This window comes from Roseovarius amoyensis (genome assembly GCF_003260265.1).
Classification (GTDB): Bacteria; Pseudomonadota; Alphaproteobacteria; order Rhodobacterales; family Rhodobacteraceae; genus Roseovarius; species Roseovarius amoyensis.
This window is the reverse complement of sequence record NZ_QITQ01000024.1, coordinates 17,812-40,219: the sequence shown is the minus strand read 5'-3', so window position 1 is coordinate 40,219 and position 22,408 is coordinate 17,812. Positions and strand designations below refer to the sequence as shown.

Sequence of the window (22,408 nt, the reverse complement as noted above, 5' to 3'; positions counted from 1 at the left end):
GCGCTGGTTCTCCCGGTCCGGGCTGCGCTCGCCGTGTCCTGCACCGCAGACGGCGGCCACCTCGATATCCATCAGCTGCTGCGCGGCACCTCGGACCAGTTCCCGCAGGAAATCCGCATCATCGCTCCTGGCGATCACGCCCGGAAGGTCAATCATGGTCTCGGTCATCGTGCTCTCCATCGTTGTCATCGGTCGTTGAACAACCTCAGACTACGAAGAAACGCGGTGGCCGCCAGCCCCGGCCGCGCGCTGCGCTACGCCAAAAGGCTCCGCGCGCGGCCTCTTACACCACCCGGTGGGGCACTACCTTTTCCCGACAGATGGCCGGCGACGCGCCCCATCGGGTCTTCGACCTCGTGCTGGCGCCTGCGGAACTGAGAGTAAAAGGTGTTGCGCAGGATGGTGAACAGCCACGCCCGCAGATTGGTGCCGGGCTGGAACTTGTCGAAATTGCTCCAGGCCTTGACCACGGTATCCTGAACCAGATCATCGGCAGTGGCGTGATTGCCCGACAGGCTGAGCGCGAACGCGCGCATCGCCGGCAGGTGTTCAATCAATTCTTCGCGTGGATCGGAAGTGTCGGTCACTGGTGGCTCTCGTTCTGATCGTGCCGCCCATTTCCTTTGATTTGCCTGTGCTGGTGTCGGCGCCTGTGTTCGATTGTGGGCGCGCCGCGTTTCCCCGGCTTGTCGTCGGCCCGATGGCGGGTTTTCGCCACTCCTCACCATTGCGGGGGTTCTTGGGCCATGGTTTGCCTTCGAAGGCCATGGTTGTGGTATTCCCACACCAAGACCAACACCGTGTTTCGCCGTTTGTTCCCGCAGGGGACATTTATTCGTGAGGACAGAATGACAAGAACGATCGAAACAGACCTTGCCGCCGTTATTGAAAACGAGCTGCCCTACCTGCGCAGATACACGCGCGCCCTGACCGGTCGGCAGGACACCGGCGACCGCTATGCCGCCGCCACGATCGAGGCCATCCTCGCTGACCGCGACCTGCTGGATTGCGGATTGCCGCCAAAGGTCGCGCTGTTTCGGGCGTTCCATGCCATCTGGATGTCGTCGGGCGCGCCGGTGGACCGACCCGAGGGCACGAGGCCCGAATCGCAGGCGCAGGTTCGGCTGTCCGGCCTGACCCGGAATTCACGCGAGGCCTTGCTGTTGCACTGCATCGAAGGGTTCACCGATGACGAGATCGGCCGGATCATGGGCAATTCCGCTGCCGAGGCGGCCGAGCTGGTCGCGATCGCACGCAGGGAAATGGCCAGCGGCCTGTGTGGTGACATCCTGATCATCGAGGACGAGGCGATTATCGCGATGGATCTCTCGGCGATCGTCAGCGAAATGGGTCACGACGTCACCGGCATCGCCCGCACCCGCGACAGTGCCGAACGTCTGGCGGCGGAACGGCGTCCCGAACTGGTTCTGGCCGACATCCAGCTAGCGGACAATTCATCGGGGATCGATGCTGTCAACAGCATCCTGCGCGATCACGGCGACTTGCCGGTGATCTTTATCACTGCCTTTCCCGAACGCCTGCTGACCGGGCAACGGCCCGAACCGGCGTTCCTGATCGCCAAGCCGTTCACCGAGGAACAGGTGCGTTCGGCCGTCAGCCAGGCGATGTTCTTTGCCGGCACGCAGACCCTGCATGGCTGATGGCCCCACGCGGACAGGGGATGCCTTGCGCCGATGGGCTGAAACGACTCGAGCCGGGCAAATGCCCGGCTCGAACCCTGCATGGCAGACTGGTTGTCAGCCTTCGTAATCAGGCATGCTTTCCAGCTGATCTTCGGTCGCGTCGATATAGATGCGGATATCGTCGGTTCCGTCGGCCCGCTTCAGCGTCAGCGATTCAAAGCTGACTTGGACCGGCTTTTCGCCGATGCCGAGGAAACCGCCTACGTCGATGATCGCGTCGGTCGCCTGGCCGTCGGTGTCGATGATCAGGTCGGACACTTCGCCGATCCATTCGTTACGCGCGTCATAGACGGGCGCGCCGGTCAGTTCTTCGACTTTCAGATCGGTCACGACGACGGTGTCGTAACCTTCCAGCTTGACCTCGGGCGCAGCGGGATACCCGATGTGCGCATCGTCCCGGTCCGCCATCTCGCGCTCTTCGTCGGTCATGTTGCTGTCGGTGCCCGTCATCATCGCGCTGTCACGGTCATCTTCGAACGCGGGGACGTTTTCCAGTGCCTCCTGACTGGAATTGAACACAACAAAATACTCATCCGGCGCATCGCCGTCCGACACCAGTTGCAGGCGGTCCATCTGCACGGCAACGGTCTTTTCACCAATGCCAAGGAACCCGCCAATATCGACGAGGATCGCAGTGACATCGCCGTTGCGGTCCATCAGGACGTCGTTGATCTCGCCCACGTCGTCCCATTCGTCGCTTGCTTCGTCCAGCATGTCGTCGTTCACCTCGGCCTCGGACACATAGACCCGTGAGCCGATGAAGTTCGACGCGTGGATATCGTTCTCACCTGCCGTCTGGCGGAAGGTGTCCTTCCAGGCGTTGTCGCCATCGGTCTGGGCGGCCAGCGGGGTTGCCAGCACGACGGCCAGCGCGGTGGTGGTAAGAATGCGTTTCATATTTCTTCTCCTTTTTAATCGTACCCGGCGCGTTTCGGCGCCTCTGGGCAAACAACAAACACCGGCTCGGTATGTTCCGGTCGGTGCGTCGGGAAAAACAAAATACTTTTGGGAACTGGAACCGGGGGCCGTGCGTTAACGACGCCCTTCCCGCGCAGCCGGCCCGATTTTCTGAAACGGTAAAAAACGACCGCCGGACCGCGTGTCAGTGGCGCCGATCACCAGGCATCCCGCGCTGTTGGTCTTGAATGGAAACGTTCCTGCACACGATGGAACCCAGCCGCACAAACCAGCGTTCAATCACTGAAACTCAGAACCGCCGGAAGACTGGCCATAAAGAGGAGAATAAAGATGTCCAATGTGCTGAAAACCAAACCAAAGGAATCCCAAGTCGATACCGGTGTCGGCGATACCGGGGCCTTGGCCAACGGGCTGGCCGAAGTGCTGGCTGACACCTATCGGCTGGTCTTCAAGACGCATGCCTATCACTGGAACGTGACGGGACCGCTGTTCTATTCCATCCACAAGCTTACTGAAGAACAGTACGAGGAAATGTTCGGTGCGGCTGACGTCTTGGCCGAACGCATCCGCGCGCTCGGGCATCTCGCCCCGATGGAGATGTCGGCGATCACCGGGAAATCTGACATCAAGGACCTGGGCGGAACGCCATCGGCCCGGGAAATGGTAGAAGACCTGGTGCGCGATCACGAAAAGGTCGCATCCAGGATGCACGGCCTGGTCGATCTGGCGGGCGAAAACCGGGACGCCGTCACCGACGACCTGGCCACCAGCCGTGCCGCCTTTCACGAACAGGCGGCCTGGATGCTGCGGGCCATTGCGGCAGAGTAACCCCCGCCCCGGATGGCGGGCCCTGGGGGGCGGTTCGCGACCGCCCCCCAAGGTCAGTCGCGGTGTTCGGGGAGTGTCTTCAATTCATCCTCGGTCATATAGACTGTGGCGTGAACGATGCCGTTTTCGTCCCTCATGACATCGAGCCTGCCCAGGTCCAAGCTGACGGGTTTGGCCCCAATCCCCAGAAAACCGCCGACATCCACTATCACCTTCACGTGTCCGCCGTCGCCATGGATATGTGAAACGGTCCCGATCCGTTCCTCATCGGGTCCGTAAATCGCAGCCCCTGCAAGGTTCTCTTCGTTCAGCTCGACCGCGTCCAGCCTCGGGTCTTTCGAATGGTCCATCTTGTTGTCCTTTTCGCCGATCTGCGCTGTTGCGGGTATCCTATGCTTCAACGTATGAAACCGGCAGGTGTTCCCGCTGTCCTGCGAAGGGCGGCGGCGCATTACAATGCTATTTCCTTTCGACAACCGTAGCGTATAATTTCAGTCATAATGCAACTCCTGGGGGGTGGTGGATGGTTGACGGCACAGCGCACGGTCCGGCCGCGAACGCCTTGCCAGGTCATGAACTACCGGCCTATCTGCAGGCGGTACTCGACCGTGTCGTTGCATTCGTCGGCATCCTGACGCCCGACGGTATCCTGATCGAAGCGAACGAACCCGCGCTGCAGGCCGCCGGGCTGAAACGCGCGGATGTCATAGGCAAGCCGTTCTGGGATTGCCATTGGTGGAATTTCGACGCCGCCATACAGACCCGCCTGCGCGAGGCGATGGCCCGCGCGGCGTCGGGCGAACACGTCCGCTATGACACCAATGTCCGCGTCGCCGATGACGCGGACATTGTCATCGACTTTTTCCTAATGCCGCACATGGATGCGTCCGGCAACGTCGATTTCCTGGTGTGCTCGGGCATCGACATCACCGAACGAAAAAACCAGGAACTTTCGCTGCGTGCCGCGCATGACAGCTTTTATCACCTGGTCACAAGTTCGCCTTTCGGCATCTGCGCGGTCGATGCCGATTTCCGGCTCGCAATGGTCAGCGCAGGCGCACAGAAGCTCTTTGAAAACGTCAGGCCGCTGATTGGCCGCGATTTCGCAGAGGCTTTGCGGGTCATCTGGCCCGAGCCCCATGTCAGCGAGGCAATCGCGATCTATCGCCACACGCTGGAAACCGGCGAGCCATACCGCGCACCCGGCACCGTCGAACGCCGCAACGATATAGGCAAGGTTGAATCCTACGACTGGAAGATCGAACGCGTGACCCTGCCAGACGGTCGGCCGGGGATCGTTTGCCATTTTTACGACCTGTCGGAACGCGAAGAATTCGACCGTGCGCTGCTCGAGAGCGAACTGCGCTTTCGCTCGACCTTTGAAAATGCCGGCGTCGGCATCGGCCATATCAGCAAGGACGGCCGCTGGCTGCGTGCCAACCAGAGACTGTGTGACATCATCGGCTATACCAGATGCGAGTTGTCCGAACTGACGTTTCAGGACATCACCGTCAGCGAGGACCTGGACAAGGAGCTTGTCTATAGACGGCAGATTCAGGCCAACACGCGCGACAACTACCAGATGCAAAAGCGGTACCGGCGCAAGGATGGCAGTATCGTCTGGGTCAGATTGTCGGTCAGCTGCGTGCGCGACGACGATGGCGACGTCAACTATTTCATCTCGATCGTCGAAGACATCTCGAAGCAGCAAAAAGCCGAAAAGCGGCAGGAACTTCTGATCCGCGAGCTGAACCACCGGGTCAAGAACAGCCTGGCCACGATCCAGGCGATGGCGTCCCAGACTATTCGGTCCTCCGATGACATGGAACAATTCAGCGAACGGTTTTCAGGGCGGCTCCGGGCCATGGCCGTGGCGCATGACAGCATCTTTGACGGCAACGATCTGCGTGCGGACCTCAAAGCGGCGGTCCGCAACCAGCTGTTTCCCTATCTGGTCGGCGAACACAGGTTGGAACTGACCGGCCCGCAGGTCTATCTGGATACCGAAACCGCCCATGCGCTCGGCCTGATCCTGCACGAACTGGCCACCAACGCGTGCAAGTACGGGGCCCTTTCTAACGATGCGGGGCGCATCAACGTGTCCTGGCAGCACCTTCCCGCCGATGGTGCCAGAATACTGCAACTGACCTGGTGCGAAACCGGCGGCCCCCAGGTGGCGCCGCCGGAAGAGGTCGGGTTCGGCAGCAGGCTGATCGATACCACGATACAACAGACCCTCAACGGAACATCGACGGTCGACTATCTGCCGCAGGGTGCCCGGTACGAGTTCAGATTCACCCTGGAAAACCAGGATCGGTACTGACCCTACCGGCTGTCATGCGCCCGCGCGGTCGTGCCTGCCTTCGCCGATTTCCTTGACGATCTTGGCGACGAACGCCTCCAGATCGTCGGGTGAACGGCTGGTGACAATACCGGCATCGACCACCACCTCGCGGTCGTGCCAGTTGGCGCCCGCATTCCTTACATCGGTCGCGACAGACGCGTAAGACGTGGCATCGCGGCCGTGCAGCACATTCGCTTCGGTCAGCAGCCAGGGCGCATGACAAATCGCCGCCACGATCTTTCCGGTATTGCAGAATCCGGCCACGGTTTTGACCGCGGTGTCGTTCAGGCGCAGGATATCGGGGTTGATCTGTCCGCCCGGCAGCACCAGCGCGTCGTAATCCCCGACATCGACATCGCCCAGCGCGAGGTCGGCATCGGCCATTTCGCCCCAGTCCTTTTCATTCCAGCCCCTGATGGCCTGCCCGTCCGGGGTGGCGACATGAACGGTCGCGCCCTTTTCCCGCAGTTGGTCGCGCGGCACCTCCAGTTCAGACTGTTCGAACCCGTGGGTCGCCAGGATCAGGATCCTTGCATCGGTGATATCGGTCATCTTGAATTCTCCCAGAATTTCGGTTGATGACGACCGCTGTCGTCTGATGGGAAAACGCCCGCCCGGCGGGATGGGTTCCAAACGGTTTCCGGTGCGGCATTTGGAATTTCCTGCGGTGGGCGGGTGCCCGCCGACACCCCCCGGCCGCCGCCAAACCCCGCCGGGTGCCGGCGCGATCATGGAACCATTCGTGCGCTCGGCGCGTTCTGTATCACCCGGATGCAATCAGGAATGGCGGCGTGTCAAAAGAAGAATCCCAAGAGAAGCACGAAGACGTCCTTACCGATAACGAGATCGACGTAATCGAACGAAACGCGTCGATCAGGGCCGTCGCCATCTTCGAGGTGATCCGTCGCGAGGGCGAGCAGGAACTTGATCGGCCGCCAAGCGCGTTGGCGCTGTCGGGGTTGATCGCGGGCCTTGCACTGGGTCTGTCCGTTCTCAGCGAGGCGCTGTTCCGGCAATACCTTCCCGACGCGGGGTGGCGTCCGCTGGTGGAAAACCTGGGATACTCGGTCGGCTTCCTGATCGTGATCCTGGGGCGTATGCAGCTTTTCACCGAAAACACCATCACCGCGGTCTGCCCGGTGCTGGATGCGCGCAAGCTGCGGTTTCTCATGCGTTTGCTGCGGCTCTGGGCAATTGTGCTGGCGGCGAACCTGGTCGGCGCCTCGCTGTTCGGCCTGATCCTGCATGCCACGCGCGGATACCAGCCCGAGACATGGCAGGCGGTGGTCGATCTGTCCAATCACGCGCTGGGGTTCGGCTGGATGGAAACGATGTTGCGCGGCATCGGGGCCGGGTGGCTGATCGCCGTGCTGGTCTGGACCATGCCCAACGCCGAAAAGGCAAAGTTCTATGTCATCATCCTGATCACCTATCTGATCGCGCTTGCCGACTTTTCGCATGTCGTGGCGGGTACGGTCGAGGCGGCGGTCGTGGTCCTGGCCGGTGATGTCTCGGCGGTGGATGCGGTGACGGGATTTGTCGTGCCCTCGCTGATCGGCAATTTGCTTGGCGGGACGGTGTTCTTCACCCTCCTGGCTTGGGCCCAGATCCGCACCGAATTGCTGGACGAACGCGACCTGCTGACCGCGTGGCGGGACAGGGCGTGATAGCCCGTGCGCCCGCGGCATGCCCACCGGCCTGCATCTACACGCGCATTGTGATCACCCTGCTGCGGGCGGCCGAGCAAAAGACGCGAACATATCGCAAGTCCGATACGCACGTCTCGCAAAATTGGAAAGGCGAACATGACTGACGACGCACCCCTTACCGAGACCGTCGAACAGGTTCGGTCCTCGACCGGCGACGACGAGGTCACGGTCGAGGAAATCGCCTGTTCGGTCGATGATAGCGGCCTCTTGCCGCTGATCCTGCTGCCGGCGCTGATTACGGTAACGCCACTGTCGGGCGTACCCGGTGTTGCCATTGTTTCGGGACTGACGATCGCCCTGCTGATGGCCGAGCACATGTTTGGCTGTCGCAAGCTCTTTCTGCCCCGCCGGCTGAAGCAGCGATCCATCGACGGCGACAAGCTGCAATCCGCCCTCGACCGGCTCTCGCCCGTGATACGCTGGATTGACACCCACACCCGCCGCCGGTTGTCGTTCCTGTTTCACCGGCCGCTGATCTGGGTACCGCAGTCGCTGTGCCTGCTGACCGGGCTGGTTATGCCGTTCCTGGAACTCATTCCATTTTCGTCGTCAGCTGCCGCGATGGGCGTGTGTTTCCTGGTCATGGCCATGCTGACCCGGGACGGGGTCTTTTTCCTGCTGGCGCTGGTCCCCTATGGCGGGTTCATCTACCTGTTGCTGCAGGTCCTATTGTGATCCGGTGGCCGGTCATCGCCACGGCGGTCCTGCTCGCCCGCTGCGGGGGGCGCAATCGGTGCCGAACCCGACCGGCCGCGACGCCGGGATTCTGGACCATCTTTTCTGGGTGATGCTGGCCGGTGCGTTGCTGCTGTGGCTGACGGTGAACGGGCTGATCCTGTTCGTCACGCGGATTGCCCCCGCCCGCTGAACCGTCGCGCGTATGTCTTTACAACGTGTCGGCCCGCCAGGGACACTGGCCCGGCGTTTCGGGGGTGCTGCACACCACGTTCGTGAATTCGACGGCCTTGTGCCGCGCGGCCGTCCCTTCGTTGCCGAACAATGAGGCGATTTCACCTCTGGCTTGATCCATCCGGTCACGCCGCCAGCCATTCGCCCGGCAGCGGCCCGCGTGGGCTATCCCCCGATCAGGTCGCCGCCGTTGGGGTGCAGAACCTGCCCGGTAATGTAGGAGCTGTCCTTGCAGGCCAGAAACAGCATCGATGGCGCCACCTCGTTCGGCTGTCCGGGCCGGCCAAGCGGCGAGGACTTGCCGAAATCCCTGACCTTTTCGGGCGGGAACGACGCCGGGATGAGTGGCGTCCAGATCGGGCCGGGCGCGACGCCGTTCACGCGAATGCCCTTCGGCGCAAGCTTGCCCGACAGCGCCCGGACAAAGGACAGGACAGCTCCCTTTGATGAGGAATAGTCGATCAGCAGATCCTGCCCCCGATACGCCGTCACCGAGGTCGTGCAGATGACCGACGCCCCTTCGCCCAGGTGCGGTAAAACAGACTGCACCATGAAAAGCTGACCGCCCACATTGGTGCGAAAGGTCTGAAAAAACTGCTCTTCGGTTATGTCTGTCACCTCGTCACGGGCGTGCTGTTCGGCGGCGTTGTTGACCAGGATGTCGATCTTTCCGAACGCATCCAGGGTCTGCCTGACCGCATCCTTGCAAAACTGCGAGTGTCCCACATTGCCGGGCAGCAGCAATACGTCGGTTCCTTCGGCCTCGGCCAGGCGCTTGGTCTCTTTCGCGTCGTCGTGCTCGTCCAGATAGACGATGGCCAGGCGTGCGCCTTCGCGGGCGAACAGGATGGCGGTGGCCCGGCCAATGCCGGAATCGCCGCCGGTTATAATCGCGACCTTGCCCTTCAGCCGCGCCGACGACTGATAGCGCGGGGCGGAATCGGGCAAGGGGTCCATCCGGCTTTCGAGGCCCGGCTGGCGGTCCGGTGTTTCCATTTTGTCATGTTCGTTCGGGTGCATGGCAGCCTCGGGTGTTGTCAAAGAAACATCGCAAGCAGGATCAGCAAGATGACCAGCGCCGCCCCCCAGAGCGCCCTGATCAGCATCCTGTCGGTAACGTTCAGCCGTGCTTCGGCGTGCCGTTTCAGGCGTTTCGGCTTGTCCGAGGCGCCAGCATCGCCGGGTCCGGCAGGCACCTCTGTCTGCGCCGGGGTGTTGCGTTCGTGCGCAGCATCGGAATGGGGTTTCTGTCCGGGCATGGCTTTCTCCCTTTACCTGGATTTGAAACGCACGGGCACGCGAAACGTTCCATGCCGGCAGAGTGAAAGATCGGCGCGCCGCCCCTCCCCTGCCTGCCGCCCACGGGCGGCGGAGCATGTCATTTTTTCATGGTGCGCGCGGGCCCTGTATCATGTCCGGCTCGGCCTGGGGTTCGCGGGGCAACGCCCCGGCCAGAACCAGGATCCACAGCGCTATCGGGATCGCCACGATGCCGCCCAACGGCCCCCAGAGCCATATGCCGAAAACCAGCGCCAGGAACACCAGCAACGGGTTGAGCTGCATATGCCGGCCGACCAGCGCCGGCGTGACGAACTGCCCTTCGGTCGCGTTGAGAGCCAGGAACGTGAACGCCGGCACCACCACCATCGCACCGTCATAGACGCCGATACCGGCGAATAGCAGCGCACAGAAAAAGATCGCGGGACCGAGATAGAGAAGGAAGTTCAGCAGGAACGCCACCAGACCCAGGCTAAGCGCACCGGGCATCCCGTAGAGCTGCAGCATCGCGGCGGTGGTGATGCCCAGCACGCCGTTGATCAGGGCGACGGTGATGAAGTAGCGCGAAACCAGCCGCTCGGCCTCGCGCAGGCTGATGGCGGATTTCGCATCGCGGCCGGGAAGGATGTTTGCGATCCACTCGTAGAGCTCCTGCCGGGTCAGCAGAAAGAAGAACAGCACGCCGGCAAAGATCAGGACCTGGGACAAGATCGCCGGCGCCAGCAGCAGCGCATCCGATATGCTGGGGAGGTCGAAGCTGTCGTCCGCCGGCGCGTCCTGACCCGCGCTGGTGGCGTTCGGTTCAGCCGCGACGGCCTTTTCCACCTCGCCGCGTGTTTCTTCCAGCCCCCGGACCAGACCCTGTACGAACTCTATCGCGTCCTGCATGTCCGTCCAGACCTTGGGCGCCTGCTCGACCATCTGTGTGATCACCGGCTGAAAGATCAGCGCCAGAACGGCGAGCACGACCAACGTCCCCATCAGCCCGATCAGTGCGCTGCTCAGGGGCGACAGGCCTCGCCGTTCCCCGAAATTGGACAGGGGCGACAACACGATGCCGGTGACCAGTGCCAATACCGCAGGTGCCGCGATCGATTCCAGCGTGTCGAGAGCGGCAAAGGTCGCGATCACGCCAACGGCGATCATCGCGACATGACCTGTTTTTTCCAGACGATCCAATGGCTGATCCCTTGTTCAATGGACCTCAAACGCCCGGCAGGAACGAATGGTTCCGCCGATAAGGGATATAAGGCAGGTGCTGTGATGATGATCGGGCACCCTGCACGCATTTTCGCTTTCCCTTCTGCCTGTCTGTCTGCAACACTCGGTCGGCGGAACGTCGGGGCATGGCGGCCGGTGCCGCTTTGCCCGCCCGCGCGCAAGCCGGAACCAGACGGAACGCCGGGCCATGCCGCGCGTCCTATGCAAGAGGGAATGTCGTGATGCCCGAACCCTTCTTCGGCCTTGAACCCTATCATATCATGTTGACGGCGGCAGGCGGTATCGTGATCCTGGCACGGTGGCTGCCCCGGTTCGTTTCCTCGCGCGAACCGGTCGCGCCGCCGCTGCTGATCCTGTTCGGGATGATCGCGGCGCTGTTGGTGCCCGGCTTGCCGCTGGTGCCCGATCCGCGCGTGCTGCCGCGGCCGTGGGAGATTGCCAGCGAACTGACCATCATCGTGGCGCTGTTCACCGCCGGGCTACGGATTGACAGGCTGGGACCGTGGCTGCGATGGGTGCCGACCGCCCGGATGCTGTTCGTCGCCATGCCCCTGACCATCGCGGCGGTCGCGTTCCTGGGCGCGGGCATCGCCGGGATGACGGCGGCGGGGGCAATCCTGCTGGGTGCAGTGCTGGCGCCGACCGACCCGGTGCTGGCCGGCGACGTGCAAGTCGGCCCACCGCAGGAGGGCGAAGAACACCGCGTGCGGTTTGCCTTGACCACAGAGGCGGCGCTGAATGACGGGCTGGCCTTTCCCTTCGTCTATCTGGGGCTTTTGGTGGCGGTGCAGGGGCTGAACCCCTCTGCCTGGCTGTTTGACTGGCTTGCCGTGGATGTGGTGTACCGGATCGCGGTGGGTATGCTGATGGGCGCGGGTGGCGGCTGGACCCTGGGGCGCCTCTTGTTTCACTTTCCGCGCGGCTCGGCGCTGGCAGAAACAACGTCGGGAGTGATCGCGCTGGCGGGGGTTCTGCTGTGCTATGGCTCTACCGAACTGGTAGAAGGGTATGGATTCATCTCGGTCGCCGTAATGGGGCTGACCATGCGCCGGGTGGAAAGCGGGCACCAGTTTCACCGCCGGCTGCATGATTTCTGCGAGAATATCGAGCACGCCATGCTGGCGTTATTGCTGATCGCCCTGGGTATGGTGTTGCCACGGCTTTTTACCGATCTGCAGTGGAGTCATGTCATCATCGCGCTGGCGCTGGTGGTGATTGTCCGACCCGCCGCCGGCTGGGTTTCGCTGGCCGGTTCGCCTCTCAGGAGGTGGGACCGGGGCATCGTCGCCGTCTACGGCGTGCGCGGAATCGGGTCGATCTATTACCTCTGCTATGCCGGGCGGCACACGGAATTCGCCAACGAGGCGCAACTATGGTCGCTGGTTGCGCTGGCGATCGTGATCTCAACCGTTCTGCACGGCTTTACCGTAGCGCGCGCGCTGGACAAGGTGCGCGGCTAGGACGTCTTGCCCTGGGGCGTCTGGGCGCCCCCCGCCTTTTGCATGTCGTCCTGCAGGATTTTCTCGACCTCGTCGATCAGCCCGGCGCGGGTGGGACGAGGGGAGCGGCCCTCTTGCGCGGAAAGCCGCGTCAGCACGCATTTCAGCCACTCTTTGCGCGCGTTGGCCGAGTATCCCTGGTCGGCCAGCACATCCATGATCTCGTTGCGCGAGATTTCGCGCCCTTCGGCGATAACGGGCAGCTCGGGTATTTCGCCGGTTGTCTTGCTGTTCATGGTCGCATCCTTTCATGAGTGATGACATGCCCCCGGCACAGTCCCGCTGCCGGCACCTGGGGCAGGGTGGCTCAGCCCTTGCCGTCGAATTCGTCGAAGAGGTGCTCCTCGATCTGGTGGATCGGCATGGTCGTCAGCGTCTTGGGCAGCTCGCCGATCACCTTGTCGCCCACTTCGCTGTGGATGGTGTCGCGCAGTATGCCCAGCGTCTTGGGCGGTGCGACCAGCACGATTTCGCGAAACCTGCCGGCGTGCGCGCGCTGATACAGGATGTCGGCCAGGTCGTGAGCAAAGCGGTCCTTTTCCAGCTGGTGCCAGTCGGTCTCCTGCACCGCCGAGCGATGAACCTACGGCCCGTCGTTGAACCGCCCGGGCGCATCGGTCGCCTGTTCGGTGGTGCTGGGGTTGGCTTGCTCCTCCTTGCGCACCACCTCGAAATTATAGGCCATCTCGTCCCCGGCGTTTACCAGGAACAGGGCCTTTTCGCCATCGGCGATCAAAATCCAGGTGCCGGTTTTCAACATCTTTTGGTCCTCTTCGACAATTGACGGTGCGGGTATGGTCGAAATTCAACGCAACGAGGCGCGCGGCGGTTCCCTCTTGTCGCACGCGCAGCCGTACCTGCGCGCCCCGGCATACCGCCCGGCGGCTTTCGTTGCGGGTCCGGATCCGCGTGGCAAGGGGAACCAATCTTCGGTTCATGCGTTGCCTTGGTCATCACGTCACTGAGGCGTGTGTCAACGCAGTCAATCCGAACGGGAGACCAGCAATGCATGGAATCATCTACCTCGTCGGGCTTGTGGTCGTCGTTCTGGCGATCCTGTCCTTCCTCGGCCTCGGATAGGGCCTTTGCATGTGATCCAGTCAGAGGACAGAAACAATGACGGAACGAACTGAAACACTCACCCGGGCATCGACGCCGGTTGCCGTTCAAGATGGCAGCTATGTCGATTGGCCGGCCATCCTCGCGGGGGCTGTCGTCGCTGCCGGGATCGCCTTTGTCTTCACCACATTCGGCGTCGCACTCGGCCTGTCGCAGATTTCGCCTTACGAGGGCGACGGATCGGCCTTGGCGGAGCTGCTCGCGGTCGGGTCGTGGATGTTGTGGACCACGGTGTCGAGCTTCATGGCAGGTGGCTATATCGCCGGGCGGATGCGCCGCCGCGTCGATGCCGCCAACGCCGACGAGATCGCCGTCCGCGACGGCATTCACGGGCTGGCGGTGTGGGGCGTCGCGCTGTTGTTCGGTGCGATTGTGCTGGGAGCGACCGTGCAGACTGCGGTTCAGACCACCGCCGATACGGCCGCGACCGTCACTGCCGGTGTTCTGGACGAACCCGTGGCGGGCGATACCGAGCCGGCCGTTGCCGCCGAGGGTGACGCCGAACGCGTCGCCCCGAATGTCAGCGAGGCAGAGGCCGAGGCCGCCGCCGAAACCGCGCGGAAATACTCGGTCATCTCGGCCTTTGTGGTGGCGGCGTCCCTGATGATCGCCGGTGCCGGTGCGTATTGGGCGGCCGGGACCGGCGGCCAACATCGCGACGAGGGGCGCGTCGTCGCCCGCTTCGGCCGCTGGACCTGAGGAGAGAACCAATGGGAGCAATTTTACTCTGGCTTATAGGCGTGCCGCTGTGGATCATCATCCTGCTGGTCTTTCTGGCTTGACGGATACGCCAATGAAATTGCGCTGCCCCCGGCCGACATGCGTCGCCGGGGGCAGCAAGCGTTACGGGGCCGAAAGGCGGAAACCTGCCGGTTTCTTTCCCCCTCGCAGAACAGCCCGCGATGGGCCGGAACCCGAGCGCACCCAGCGACGTTGTTCCTGTACCGATATACACAAACGGAAAGGAATTTATCATGAACTGGGATCAGATCGAAGGCAACTGGAAGCAGCTCAAGGGCAAGGCCAAGGCCAACTGGGGCGACTTGACCGACGACGAACTGCAAAAAGTCGAAGGCCGGCGTGAAGAGCTGGTCGGCTTGGTGCAGGAAAAGTACGGCAAGGCGCGCGCCGCCGCCGAGCGCGAGGTCGACGAGTGGTCGCACGGCGTCTGAGGCCGGAACGCCCCTGAATACGCGACTGACAGAGGGGGCAGCGGCATGATCGCCGCTGCCCCCGGTGTTTTGTGGCGCCCGCCCTGTCGGAACTATTTCTCCCGTCGCGTGTTATGTCCCGAGGAGGTCTGAAATGAACCTGCGCCAAATACGACGCGACTGGATCACCAAATACATCCACCAAATGGCCAAGGACGCCCTGCCGCGCCTGTCGGACACCGAACGCGAGGCGCTTGAGTCGGGCGAGGTCTGGTGGGAGGCCGAACTGTTTTCCGGCAATCCCGACTGGCAAAAACTGCGCGACGTGGAGACGCCACGCCTGAGCGAGGAAGAGAGGGCCTTTATCGACGGCCCCTGCACCGAGCTGTGCGCGATGGTCGATGACTGGCAAGTGAACCAGCTGACCGCCGATCTGCCGCCCAAGGCGTGGAAATACATGGCCGACAATGGTTTTTTCGGCATGATCATCCCCCAAGAATACGGCGGTCTGGGGTTCTCTGCATTTGGGCATTCCGAGGTGGTTCGGTTCCTGTCGGCGCGTTCGCTTGCGGTCGCCGTCACCGCGATGGTGCCCAATTCGCTGGGGCCGGGCGAATTGCTGTTGCAGTTCGGCACCGACGCGCAAAAGGACCACTGGCTGCCGCGCCTGGCCGACGGGCGTGAACTGCCCGCCTTCGGATTGACCAGCGAAGAGGCCGGATCGGACGCCGCCGCGATGGTCGATACCGGGGTCGTGTGCAAGGGTGAATGGAAGGGCCGGCAGGTGCTGGGCCTGCGGCTGAACTGGGCCAAGCGCTATATCACCCTGTCGCCCTTGTGCACGGTGCTGGGACTCGCATTCAAGATGCGCGACCCGGACCACCTGCTGGGCGAACAAGAGGATGTCGGCATCACTTGCGCGCTGGTGCCCACCGATCTGCCCGGCGTTGAAACCGGGCGGCGGCACATCCCCGCGGGGCAGATGTTTCAGAACGGTCCGACCACCGGCACCGATGTTTTCATCCCGCTCGACAATATCATCGGCGGCCCCGATTACGCGGGGCGCGGCTGGATGATGCTGATGAGCGCGCTGGCGGCAGGGCGGGGTATTTCGCTGCCGTCGCTGTCGGCTGCCGGGTCATCGGTGGCGGCGCTGACGTCGGGGGCCTATGCGCGCATCCGCGAACAGTTCGGCATCCCGGTGTCGAAATTCGGCGGCGTGCAGGAAATGCTGGGCCCGCTGGCCGCCAATGCCTATTCGCTCGATGCCGCACGGCTGCTGACATGTGCCGGGCTGGACGAGGGTCGCGCGCTGGCGGTGATCTCGGCCATCATGAAGGCGAATGCCACCTACCGGATGCGCCGCGCGGTCGACCAGGCGATGGACATCCATTCCGGCAAGGCGGTGATCGACGGGCCGAAAAACTATCTGGCGCCGCTCTACAAGGCGGTACCGATCGGCATCACCGTGGAAGGCGCCAATATCCTGACCCGCAGCCTGATCATCTTTGGTCAGGGCGCAGTGCGCGCGCATCCCCATCTGCTGGACGAGATGCAGGCGCTGGAGGTCGCGGACGAAAAGCAGTCGCTGGACAGGTTCGACCGCGTCTTTTGGGCGCATGTCTCGCATACCTTCGCGACGCTCTTTCGCGCAACGGGCAGGGCCTGGACCGGGGGCAGGTTCGCGCCGGCGCCCGGAGAAGCCGGGCCGATGACGCCGATCTATCGCGGCATGTCGCGCTGGTCGGCGGCCTTTGCGCTGGTGGCGGAATTCGCATTGCTGACGCTGGGGGGGCAGCTCAAGCGGCGCGAGATGCTGTCGGCCAGGCTGGGCGACGCCCTGTCAGAGCTTTACATCCTGTCCGCCACCGTAAAGCGGTGGGAGGACGAAGGCGAGATCGACGAGGATCTGCCGCTGGTCCGGTTCGCCGCCGCGCAGGCCTTTGCCAAAATGGGGCAAAGCCTGGATGAGGTGCTGGCCAACCTTCCCGCCCGGTGGGCGGCGTGGCTGCTGCGCCCGCTGATCCTGCCGCGCATGGCCACGCGCGGGCCCGATGACCGGCTGACCGCGCAATGCGCAGATCTGATATCGGATCGGACCGGAACGCGCGCCCGCCTGCGCGGCATGGGCGGTGCGGGCTGCGACCGCCAGGGCGTGCGCGATCTCGATCACGCCTTTGCGGCGGTTATCGAATGCGCCCCGGTCATGAAACGCCTGCGCGAGGCCGGGCTGAGCGTGGCCGACGCGCGTGCCTCTGGCCGGTTGAGCCAGGCCGAGGCCGACAGCATCGATGCGATGCGGGGGGCGGTGCAACGCGTCGTCGCGGTCGATGATTTCGATCCTGCGGAGCTGGCCCGCCTGTTCCCCGAAATGGCCAAACCGAAAGCAGCAAAACCGAAACCCGCGAAACCGGCCGCCGGCAAGACCCGCCGCAAGGCCGCCCCGCGCAAAAAGACGGAGGCCCCATCGTGAACGCCCGACCCGTGTATATCGTCGATGGTGCCCGAACCCCGTTTCTGAAGGTGCGTGGTGGCCCGGGTCCCTTTACCCCGGTCGACCTGGCGGTGCAGTGCGGGCGGCCGCTGCTGCTGCGCCAGCCCTTTGCGCGCGATGCCTTCGACCTGGTGATCCTGGGCTGCGTCAACGTCATCGCCGATGAAATGAACCCCGCCCGCGTTGCCGCCCTGCGCCTGGGGATGGGCGAGGCGATGGTGGCCTTTACCGTCCAGATCAACTGTGGCTCGGGAATGCAGTCGATCGACACCGCCTACCGCTATATCCGCGACGGCTCCCACGACCTGATCCTGGCCGGCGGCGCCGAGGCGCTGAGCCATGCACCGCTGGTCCTGCGGCAGGAGGCCGTGGAATGGTACGCGGAATTCGCCCAGGCCAAAGGCGCCGTGGAAACCGCCCGCGCCGTGGCCGACATACGGCCCGATTTCCTGAAACCCGTGTTCGGGCTGGAACGCGGGCTTACCGACCCGATCACCGATCTGAACATGGGCCAGACGGCCGAGGTGCTGGCGCACCGTTTCAACATCACGCGCGAGGCCGCCGATGCCTATGCGGTGGAAAGCCACCACCGCCTGGCCCGGGCCCAGCAAGAGGGGCGGCTGGATGACGAGGTGATCACCGCCTTTGACCGGGACGGGCAGGCATACGACCACGACGATGGCGTGCGCCCCGAGACCAGTACCGAGGCGCTGGCAAAGCTGTCCCCGGTTTTCGAAAAGCCCTACGGCCAGGTGACGCCCGGCAATGCCTCGCAGATCACCGATGGCGCGTCCTGGGTCGTGCTGGCCTCCGAGGCGGCGGTCGAGGAACACGGGCTGACCCCGCTGGCGCGGATCGTCGATAGCGCGTGGTCTGCGCTCGACCCGTCGGTGATGGGGCTGGGGCCGGTGCTGTGCGCGACGGAAATCGCCAGGCGGCAGGGGTTGTCGTGCGACGATATCGGCCTGTGGGAATTGAACGAAGCCTTTGCCGCACAGGTTCTGGCCTGTCTTGCCGCGTGGGAGGACGAGGCGTTCTGCACCCGGGTTCTGGGGCTCGATGCGCCGTTCGGGCGGATCGACCGTGACCGGCTGAACGTCGATGGCGGCGCCATTTCGCTGGGTCATCCGGTGGGCACCAGTGGCAACCGGATCGTGCTGCACCTGGCCAACGAGATGTGCCGCCGGGGCACGGCCCGCGGCATCGCCACCGAATGCATCGGCGGCGGTCAGGGCGGCGCAATGCTGCTGGAGGAGGTATCATGACCGGGCCTGTGCTGGATCATCTGGGCGAGGTGAAACTGGAACTGGGCCCGGCCCGCGATGCCACGCGGCAAAAGGGCTGGCGCGCGGCGCGCGACGATGATGATGTCGTCTGGCTGCTGCTGGATGTGGCCGGCAGCGACACCAACACCGTATCGCGCGACGTGATCGAGGGGCTGTCAGATCAGCTCGACCAGATTGGCAACAACCCGCCCGCCTGCGTGGTGATCCGCTCGGCCAAGCTGTCGGGGTTCGCCGCCGGAGCGGATATTGAAATGCTGTCGGACATGACCGACCCCGAAGAGGCCGAGGCGCTGTTGCGCCAGGGACATGACGTGCTGGACCGGCTCGAGGCGCTGGATTGTCCGACCGTTGCGGTGGTGCATGGCGCGGCACTTGGCGCGGGCTTTGAGATTGCGCTTGCCTGTGACCGGATCATCGCGACTGATGGCGCGCATTTCGCCTTTCCAGAGGTCAACCTGGGCCTGCACCCTGGTCTGGGCGGCACGTTCCGCCTGTCCGAACGGATCGACACGCTTGAGGCGATGACCCTGATGCTGACCGGCAAGAGCGCGCACACCGTCAAGGCCATGAAACTGGGCATTGCCGACCAGGTGGTAGAGGAGCGCCATGTCGCCAACGCGGTCAAGGCCGCCTGCGCCGGCAAGCTGAAGGACGAGCGGCCGGGCCTGTCGGATCGGGCCATGTCGATGGCGGCGGCCCGCGGTATTGCCGCGCGGCGTATGCGGGCCTCGGCCGGGGGCCGTGCGCCGCGCGAACATTACCCCGCGCCCTATGCGCTGATCGACCTGTGGGAGGAACACCATGGTGACCGCAGCGCGATGCAGAACGGCGAAATCGGGTCCTTTGCGAGGCTGCTGGCCAGCGACACCGCGCGCGAACTGATCCGCGTCTTTCATCTGCGCCAGCGGCTGAAATCTGATGCAGCAGGCGACGATGCCATCGGGCATGTCCACGTGGCCGGCGCCGGCACGATGGGCGGCGAAATCGCGGCATGGTGCGCGATAAAGGGCAAGAGGGTGACGCTGTTCGACCCCGATCCTCAGGCCATCGGTCGCGCACTGGGTCGTGCCGCAGCCATCTGCAAAGATCAGCATCTTAGTTCGATCGAAACGCGCGATGCGCTGGATCGGCTGATCCCCGATCCGGGCGGCGACGGCGTGCCGGCGGCCGATCTGGTGATCGAGGCGGGGCCCGAGGACATAGCGGCCAAGACCACCATTCACGCCGATCTGGAAGCGGCGATGCGTCCCACCGCCATCCTTGCAACCAACACCTCCAGCCTGCCGCTGAACCGGCTGGCCGAACCGCTGCGGCGGCCATCGCGGTTTGGCGGGCTGCACTTTTTCAACCCGGTCGCAAAGATGCCCCTGGTCGAGGTGGTCAGCCACGCCGACACCTTCAGCACCGTGGGTGACCGGCTGGCGGCGTTCTGCGGCGCCATCGGCAAGCTGCCCGCGCGGGTCGCGGCCGCACCCGGTTTCCTGGTCAACCGCGCGCTGACACCCTATCTGTTGGAATCGCTGGTGTTGCTTGACGAAGGGCTGACAAAGGAAACCGTCGACAATATCGCCGAACGGTTCGGTATGCCGATGGGGCCGGTGGAACTGGCCGACCGGATCGGCCTGGACATCTGCCTGCATGTCGCCGACAGCCTGGCCGGCCAGATCAACAAGCCGCTGGCCGAGGTGCCCGCCTGGTTTCGCGAGATGGTCGAAGAGGGCGACAGGCTGGGCCGAAAATCCGGCAAAGGGCTTTACACTTGGGACGAGGGCGAGCCGGAAAAGAGCGCCGCCCGCCCCGAGCCCGAGGACGGCTGGATCGACCGGCTGATCCTGCCTCTGCTGGATGCCTGCGTGGAATGTCGGCGCAAGGGCGTGGCCTCGGATGCCGACCAGATCGACGCGGCGATGATATTCGGCGCCGGGTTCGCGCCGTTTCGTGGCGGGCCGATGCGCTATGCCCGGATGCGCGGCACCGCCGAGATCCGCGACCGGCTGACCGCGCTGGCGCGGGAACACGGCAATCGCTTTGCGCCCGATCCGGGATGGGACGAGATGGATTGAGGCGATGCAGGGCTGCCGCCATCCTCACGCCAGACGGGTGCCGCGCGCGGTTCAGGGTCACCTATTCGGGCTGGGCTTCTTCGCCGATGCTCTCTTCGAACGGGGGCTGAGTGCCGTCCGGCGATCCGTCTTCGTCGTCGGGGATTGCGCTGTTCAGGATCAGGACCATGAATATCGCGCCGAACAGGATGGCCAGGCCGACGCCGATCAACGGGCCGCGATGTCTTTTCGTCTGCTTTTCGATGTTCGTCTTGGGGGATGACATGATCTGCCTTTCCTTTCGTTCATGCGCGACCCGCCTGATCGCGTCACGTGACCAACGCGTGACAACGGCGGTGGTTCCTGCACCGCCCCTGCCCGCCGCAACCCCCAGACGTGGCATCCGCGCGGCGCGGCGAACCGCACCTGCCGACAAAGGAGCCAAGCCATGACCGATCCCCACGACGATGCCACCCTGACCTGCGACGTCGCCATCATCGGCGCCGGAACGGCCGGGCTGGTGGCACAGCGCAATGCCCAAAAGGCGGGCGCCAGCACCCTGCTGATCGACCCCGAGTTCCGTGGCACCACATGTGCCGCCGTGGGCTGCATGCCCTCCAAGCTGCTGATCGCGGCCGCCGATGCCGCGCATCGGGTCGTGCATGCGGGGCAGATGGGAATCGACGCCAGTGCACAGGTGGACGGGGCAGCGGTGATGGCGCGCCTGCGCCACCATCGCGACAGGTTCGTCGATGCCACCAAGAGGCGGATCGAGAAGCTGCCCGCAGATGCTCGCATCAGGGCAAGGGCCAGGTTCACCGGCCCCGGCACGCTGAAGCTGGACAACGGCCAGCGCGTGAACGCCCGCGCGATAGTCATCGCCACGGGCGCCGTGCGCGCCGTGCCCGACACGTTCAGCGGGCTGGGCGACAGGCTGCTGACCAATGAAAGCGTGTTCGAGATCGAGACGCTGCCGACTTCCCTGGGGGTGGTGGGGGCCGGACCGCTGGGGTTGGAACTGGCGCAGGCCATGGCGCGGCTGGGGGTCGATGTGACCGTTTTCGACCGGGGCAGTTCCGTCGCCGCGCTACAGCTCAATGATGTGAGCAAGCGGTTGCAGGACATCCTGTCAAAAGAATTCCCGATCCATCTGGGCGTCGACGTTGCCGCCGAACCGGCCGGCGACGGTGTGAAACTGTCCTGGCAGGGCACATCATCCGGCAAGATCGAGGTTTCGCGCGTACTGGTGGCGGCGGGACGGCCGCCCAATCTGAAGGATCTCGATCTGCTGGCCGCCGGACTGGCGCTGGACGATCACGGCACCCCGGTATTCGATGCCGCGACCATGCAATGCGGGGACGTGCCGGTGTTCATTGCCGGCGACGCCAACCACGACCGCCCGTTGCTGCACGAGGCTGCGGACGAAGGCACCATCGCCGGACGCAACGCCGCCAGCTGGCCCGACGTGGCGCACAGTCGCCGGAAAACCCCGCTGTCTATCGTCTTTACCCGGCCTATTGCTGCCAGTCTCGGTACGGTGCCGGACCATGATGACGATGGATATGTTTCCGGCAGCGCCAGTTTCAAAGACCAGGGCCGCGCCGTTACCGAGGGCCGCAATCACGGCTGTGTTCGCCTGTTCGCGCACAGGGATGGGGGGCAACTGGCCGGTGCCGAGATGTGCCTGCCTGATGCCGAGCATCTGGCGCATCTGCTGTGCTGGGCGATAGAGGCGGAAATGACCGTGCCGCGCCTGCTGGAGATGCCGTTCTATCACCCGACGCTGGAAGAGGGACTGAAACCCGCGCTGCGTGAATTGTGTGAGCGGCTAAGGGAACCGCGCCCCTGGGGCCGCGACGACGGCTATATTCCGGGCTGCTGACGCGGTGGCGTGACAGGGATGGTGG

At 64.0% G+C, this 22,408-nt stretch carries 21 protein-coding genes and 2 pseudogenes; 13 read left to right on the top strand and 10 right to left on the bottom strand.

Annotated features, from left to right (window positions below):
* Window positions 1-308 precede the first annotated feature (308 nt).
* A pseudogene (locus DL899_RS19905) lies at window positions 309-587 on the bottom strand (sigma-70 family RNA polymerase sigma factor); the annotation flags it as partial.
* A gap of 261 nt (window positions 588-848) precedes the next feature.
* Here DL899_RS19905 and DL899_RS15965 point away from each other — a divergent pair.
* A complete protein-coding gene (locus DL899_RS15965) occupies window positions 849-1,661 on the top strand; it encodes a response regulator (RefSeq protein ID WP_111735358.1) in 813 nt (270 codons plus the stop codon).
* 96 nt (window positions 1,662-1,757) lie between these two features.
* Here DL899_RS15965 and DL899_RS15960 read toward each other — a convergent pair whose 3' ends face one another.
* Window positions 1,758-2,600, bottom strand: a complete 843-nt coding sequence (locus DL899_RS15960; RefSeq protein ID WP_111735357.1) for a PRC-barrel domain-containing protein — start codon at window positions 2,598-2,600, stop codon at window positions 1,758-1,760.
* Between the two features lie 351 nt (window positions 2,601-2,951).
* Between DL899_RS15960 and DL899_RS15955 the strand changes: the two genes are divergently transcribed.
* A complete protein-coding gene (locus DL899_RS15955) occupies window positions 2,952-3,449 on the top strand; it encodes a Dps family protein (protein WP_111735356.1) in 498 nt (165 codons plus the stop codon).
* 53 nt (window positions 3,450-3,502) lie between these two features.
* Here the strand turns inward: DL899_RS15955 and DL899_RS15950 are convergent, their stop codons facing one another.
* The gene (locus DL899_RS15950; RefSeq protein WP_111735363.1) at window positions 3,503-3,799 is read right to left on the bottom strand and encodes a PRC-barrel domain-containing protein; all 297 of its coding nucleotides are present in this window, start codon (window positions 3,797-3,799) and stop codon (window positions 3,503-3,505) included.
* A 173-nt stretch (window positions 3,800-3,972) separates the two neighbouring features.
* On the opposite strand from DL899_RS15950, the gene DL899_RS15945 reads away from it, so the two are divergent.
* Window positions 3,973-5,772 (top strand): PAS domain S-box protein, encoded by a 1,800-nt coding sequence (locus tag DL899_RS15945; protein WP_111735355.1) that lies wholly within the window; start codon window positions 3,973-3,975, stop codon window positions 5,770-5,772.
* A 12-nt stretch (window positions 5,773-5,784) separates the two neighbouring features.
* Here the strand turns inward: DL899_RS15945 and DL899_RS15940 are convergent, their stop codons facing one another.
* Window positions 5,785-6,345, bottom strand: a complete 561-nt coding sequence (locus DL899_RS15940; protein ID WP_111735362.1) for a type 1 glutamine amidotransferase domain-containing protein — start codon at window positions 6,343-6,345, stop codon at window positions 5,785-5,787.
* A 239-nt stretch (window positions 6,346-6,584) separates the two neighbouring features.
* On the opposite strand from DL899_RS15940, the gene DL899_RS15935 reads away from it, so the two are divergent.
* The 3 genes from DL899_RS15935 (at window position 6,585) to DL899_RS20115 (ending at window position 8,370) form a co-directional block, all read left to right on the top strand.
* On the top strand, window positions 6,585-7,460 hold the full coding sequence (locus DL899_RS15935) for a formate/nitrite transporter family protein (protein WP_111735354.1): 876 nt from the start codon (window positions 6,585-6,587) through the stop codon (window positions 7,458-7,460).
* 138 nt (window positions 7,461-7,598) lie between these two features.
* A complete protein-coding gene (locus DL899_RS15930) occupies window positions 7,599-8,177 on the top strand; it encodes an exopolysaccharide biosynthesis protein (protein ID WP_111735353.1) in 579 nt (192 codons plus the stop codon).
* Between the two features lie 58 nt (window positions 8,178-8,235).
* Window positions 8,236-8,370 carry a hypothetical protein gene (locus DL899_RS20115; RefSeq protein ID WP_275426798.1) on the top strand — a complete coding sequence of 45 codons (135 nt, stop codon included), beginning with the start codon at window positions 8,236-8,238 and terminating at the stop codon, window positions 8,368-8,370.
* Between the two features lie 206 nt (window positions 8,371-8,576).
* On the opposite strand, the gene DL899_RS15920 is transcribed toward DL899_RS20115, so the two are convergent.
* The 3 genes from DL899_RS15920 to DL899_RS15910 all read right to left on the bottom strand — a co-directional run bounded on the left by DL899_RS15920 (window position 8,577) and on the right by DL899_RS15910 (window position 10,868).
* On the bottom strand, window positions 8,577-9,407 hold the full coding sequence (locus tag DL899_RS15920) for an SDR family oxidoreductase (protein ID WP_239494731.1): 831 nt from the start codon (window positions 9,405-9,407) through the stop codon (window positions 8,577-8,579).
* A gap of 41 nt (window positions 9,408-9,448) precedes the next feature.
* A complete protein-coding gene (locus DL899_RS15915; protein ID WP_111735351.1) occupies window positions 9,449-9,670 on the bottom strand; it encodes a hypothetical protein in 222 nt (73 codons plus the stop codon).
* Window positions 9,671-9,797: 127 nt separating this feature from the next.
* On the bottom strand, window positions 9,798-10,868 hold the full coding sequence (locus tag DL899_RS15910) for an AI-2E family transporter (protein ID WP_162685609.1): 1,071 nt from the start codon (window positions 10,866-10,868) through the stop codon (window positions 9,798-9,800).
* Between the two features lie 263 nt (window positions 10,869-11,131).
* Between DL899_RS15910 and DL899_RS15905 the strand changes: the two genes are divergently transcribed.
* Window positions 11,132-12,370 carry a cation:proton antiporter gene (locus DL899_RS15905; protein WP_111735349.1) on the top strand — a complete coding sequence of 413 codons (1,239 nt, stop codon included), beginning with the start codon at window positions 11,132-11,134 and terminating at the stop codon, window positions 12,368-12,370.
* Here DL899_RS15905 and DL899_RS15900 read toward each other — a convergent pair.
* Entirely contained in the window at window positions 12,367-12,645 is a 279-nt protein-coding gene (locus tag DL899_RS15900) for a hypothetical protein (protein WP_111735348.1), read from the bottom strand. The genes DL899_RS15905 and DL899_RS15900 overlap by 4 nt on opposite strands.
* A gap of 71 nt (window positions 12,646-12,716) precedes the next feature.
* Window positions 12,717-13,169 (bottom strand): annotated as a pseudogene (locus tag DL899_RS15895) (baeRF12 domain-containing protein).
* 356 nt (window positions 13,170-13,525) lie between these two features.
* Between DL899_RS15895 and DL899_RS15890 the strand changes: the two are divergent.
* The 5 genes from DL899_RS15890 (at window position 13,526) to DL899_RS15870 (ending at window position 20,522) form a co-directional block, all read left to right on the top strand.
* Window positions 13,526-14,227 carry a hypothetical protein gene (locus DL899_RS15890; protein WP_111735347.1) on the top strand — a complete coding sequence of 234 codons (702 nt, stop codon included), beginning with the start codon at window positions 13,526-13,528 and terminating at the stop codon, window positions 14,225-14,227.
* Window positions 14,228-14,502: 275 nt separating this feature from the next.
* Entirely contained in the window at window positions 14,503-14,700 is a 198-nt protein-coding gene (locus DL899_RS15885; RefSeq protein WP_111735346.1) for a CsbD family protein, read from the top strand.
* Between the two features lie 133 nt (window positions 14,701-14,833).
* Entirely contained in the window at window positions 14,834-17,152 is a 2,319-nt protein-coding gene (locus tag DL899_RS15880; protein ID WP_111735345.1) for an acyl-CoA dehydrogenase, read from the top strand.
* Window positions 17,149-18,438: an acetyl-CoA C-acetyltransferase gene (locus tag DL899_RS15875; RefSeq protein ID WP_111735344.1), complete on the top strand. Its 1,290-nt coding sequence runs from the start codon at window positions 17,149-17,151 to the stop codon at window positions 18,436-18,438. Before DL899_RS15880 ends, DL899_RS15875 begins: the two co-directional genes overlap by 4 nt.
* Entirely contained in the window at window positions 18,435-20,522 is a 2,088-nt protein-coding gene (locus tag DL899_RS15870; protein WP_111735343.1) for a 3-hydroxyacyl-CoA dehydrogenase NAD-binding domain-containing protein, read from the top strand. Before DL899_RS15875 ends, DL899_RS15870 begins: the two co-directional genes overlap by 4 nt.
* 61 nt (window positions 20,523-20,583) lie before the next feature.
* On the opposite strand, the gene DL899_RS19455 is transcribed toward DL899_RS15870, so the two are convergent.
* Window positions 20,584-20,787, bottom strand: a complete 204-nt coding sequence (locus DL899_RS19455) for a hypothetical protein (RefSeq protein ID WP_162685608.1) — start codon at window positions 20,785-20,787, stop codon at window positions 20,584-20,586.
* A gap of 162 nt (window positions 20,788-20,949) precedes the next feature.
* Here DL899_RS19455 and DL899_RS15860 point away from each other — a divergent pair, with 162 nt between their 5' ends.
* The gene (locus DL899_RS15860) at window positions 20,950-22,383 is read left to right on the top strand and encodes a dihydrolipoyl dehydrogenase (RefSeq protein ID WP_111735341.1); all 1,434 of its coding nucleotides are present in this window, start codon (window positions 20,950-20,952) and stop codon (window positions 22,381-22,383) included.
* The last annotated feature ends 25 nt before the right edge of the window (window positions 22,384-22,408 follow it).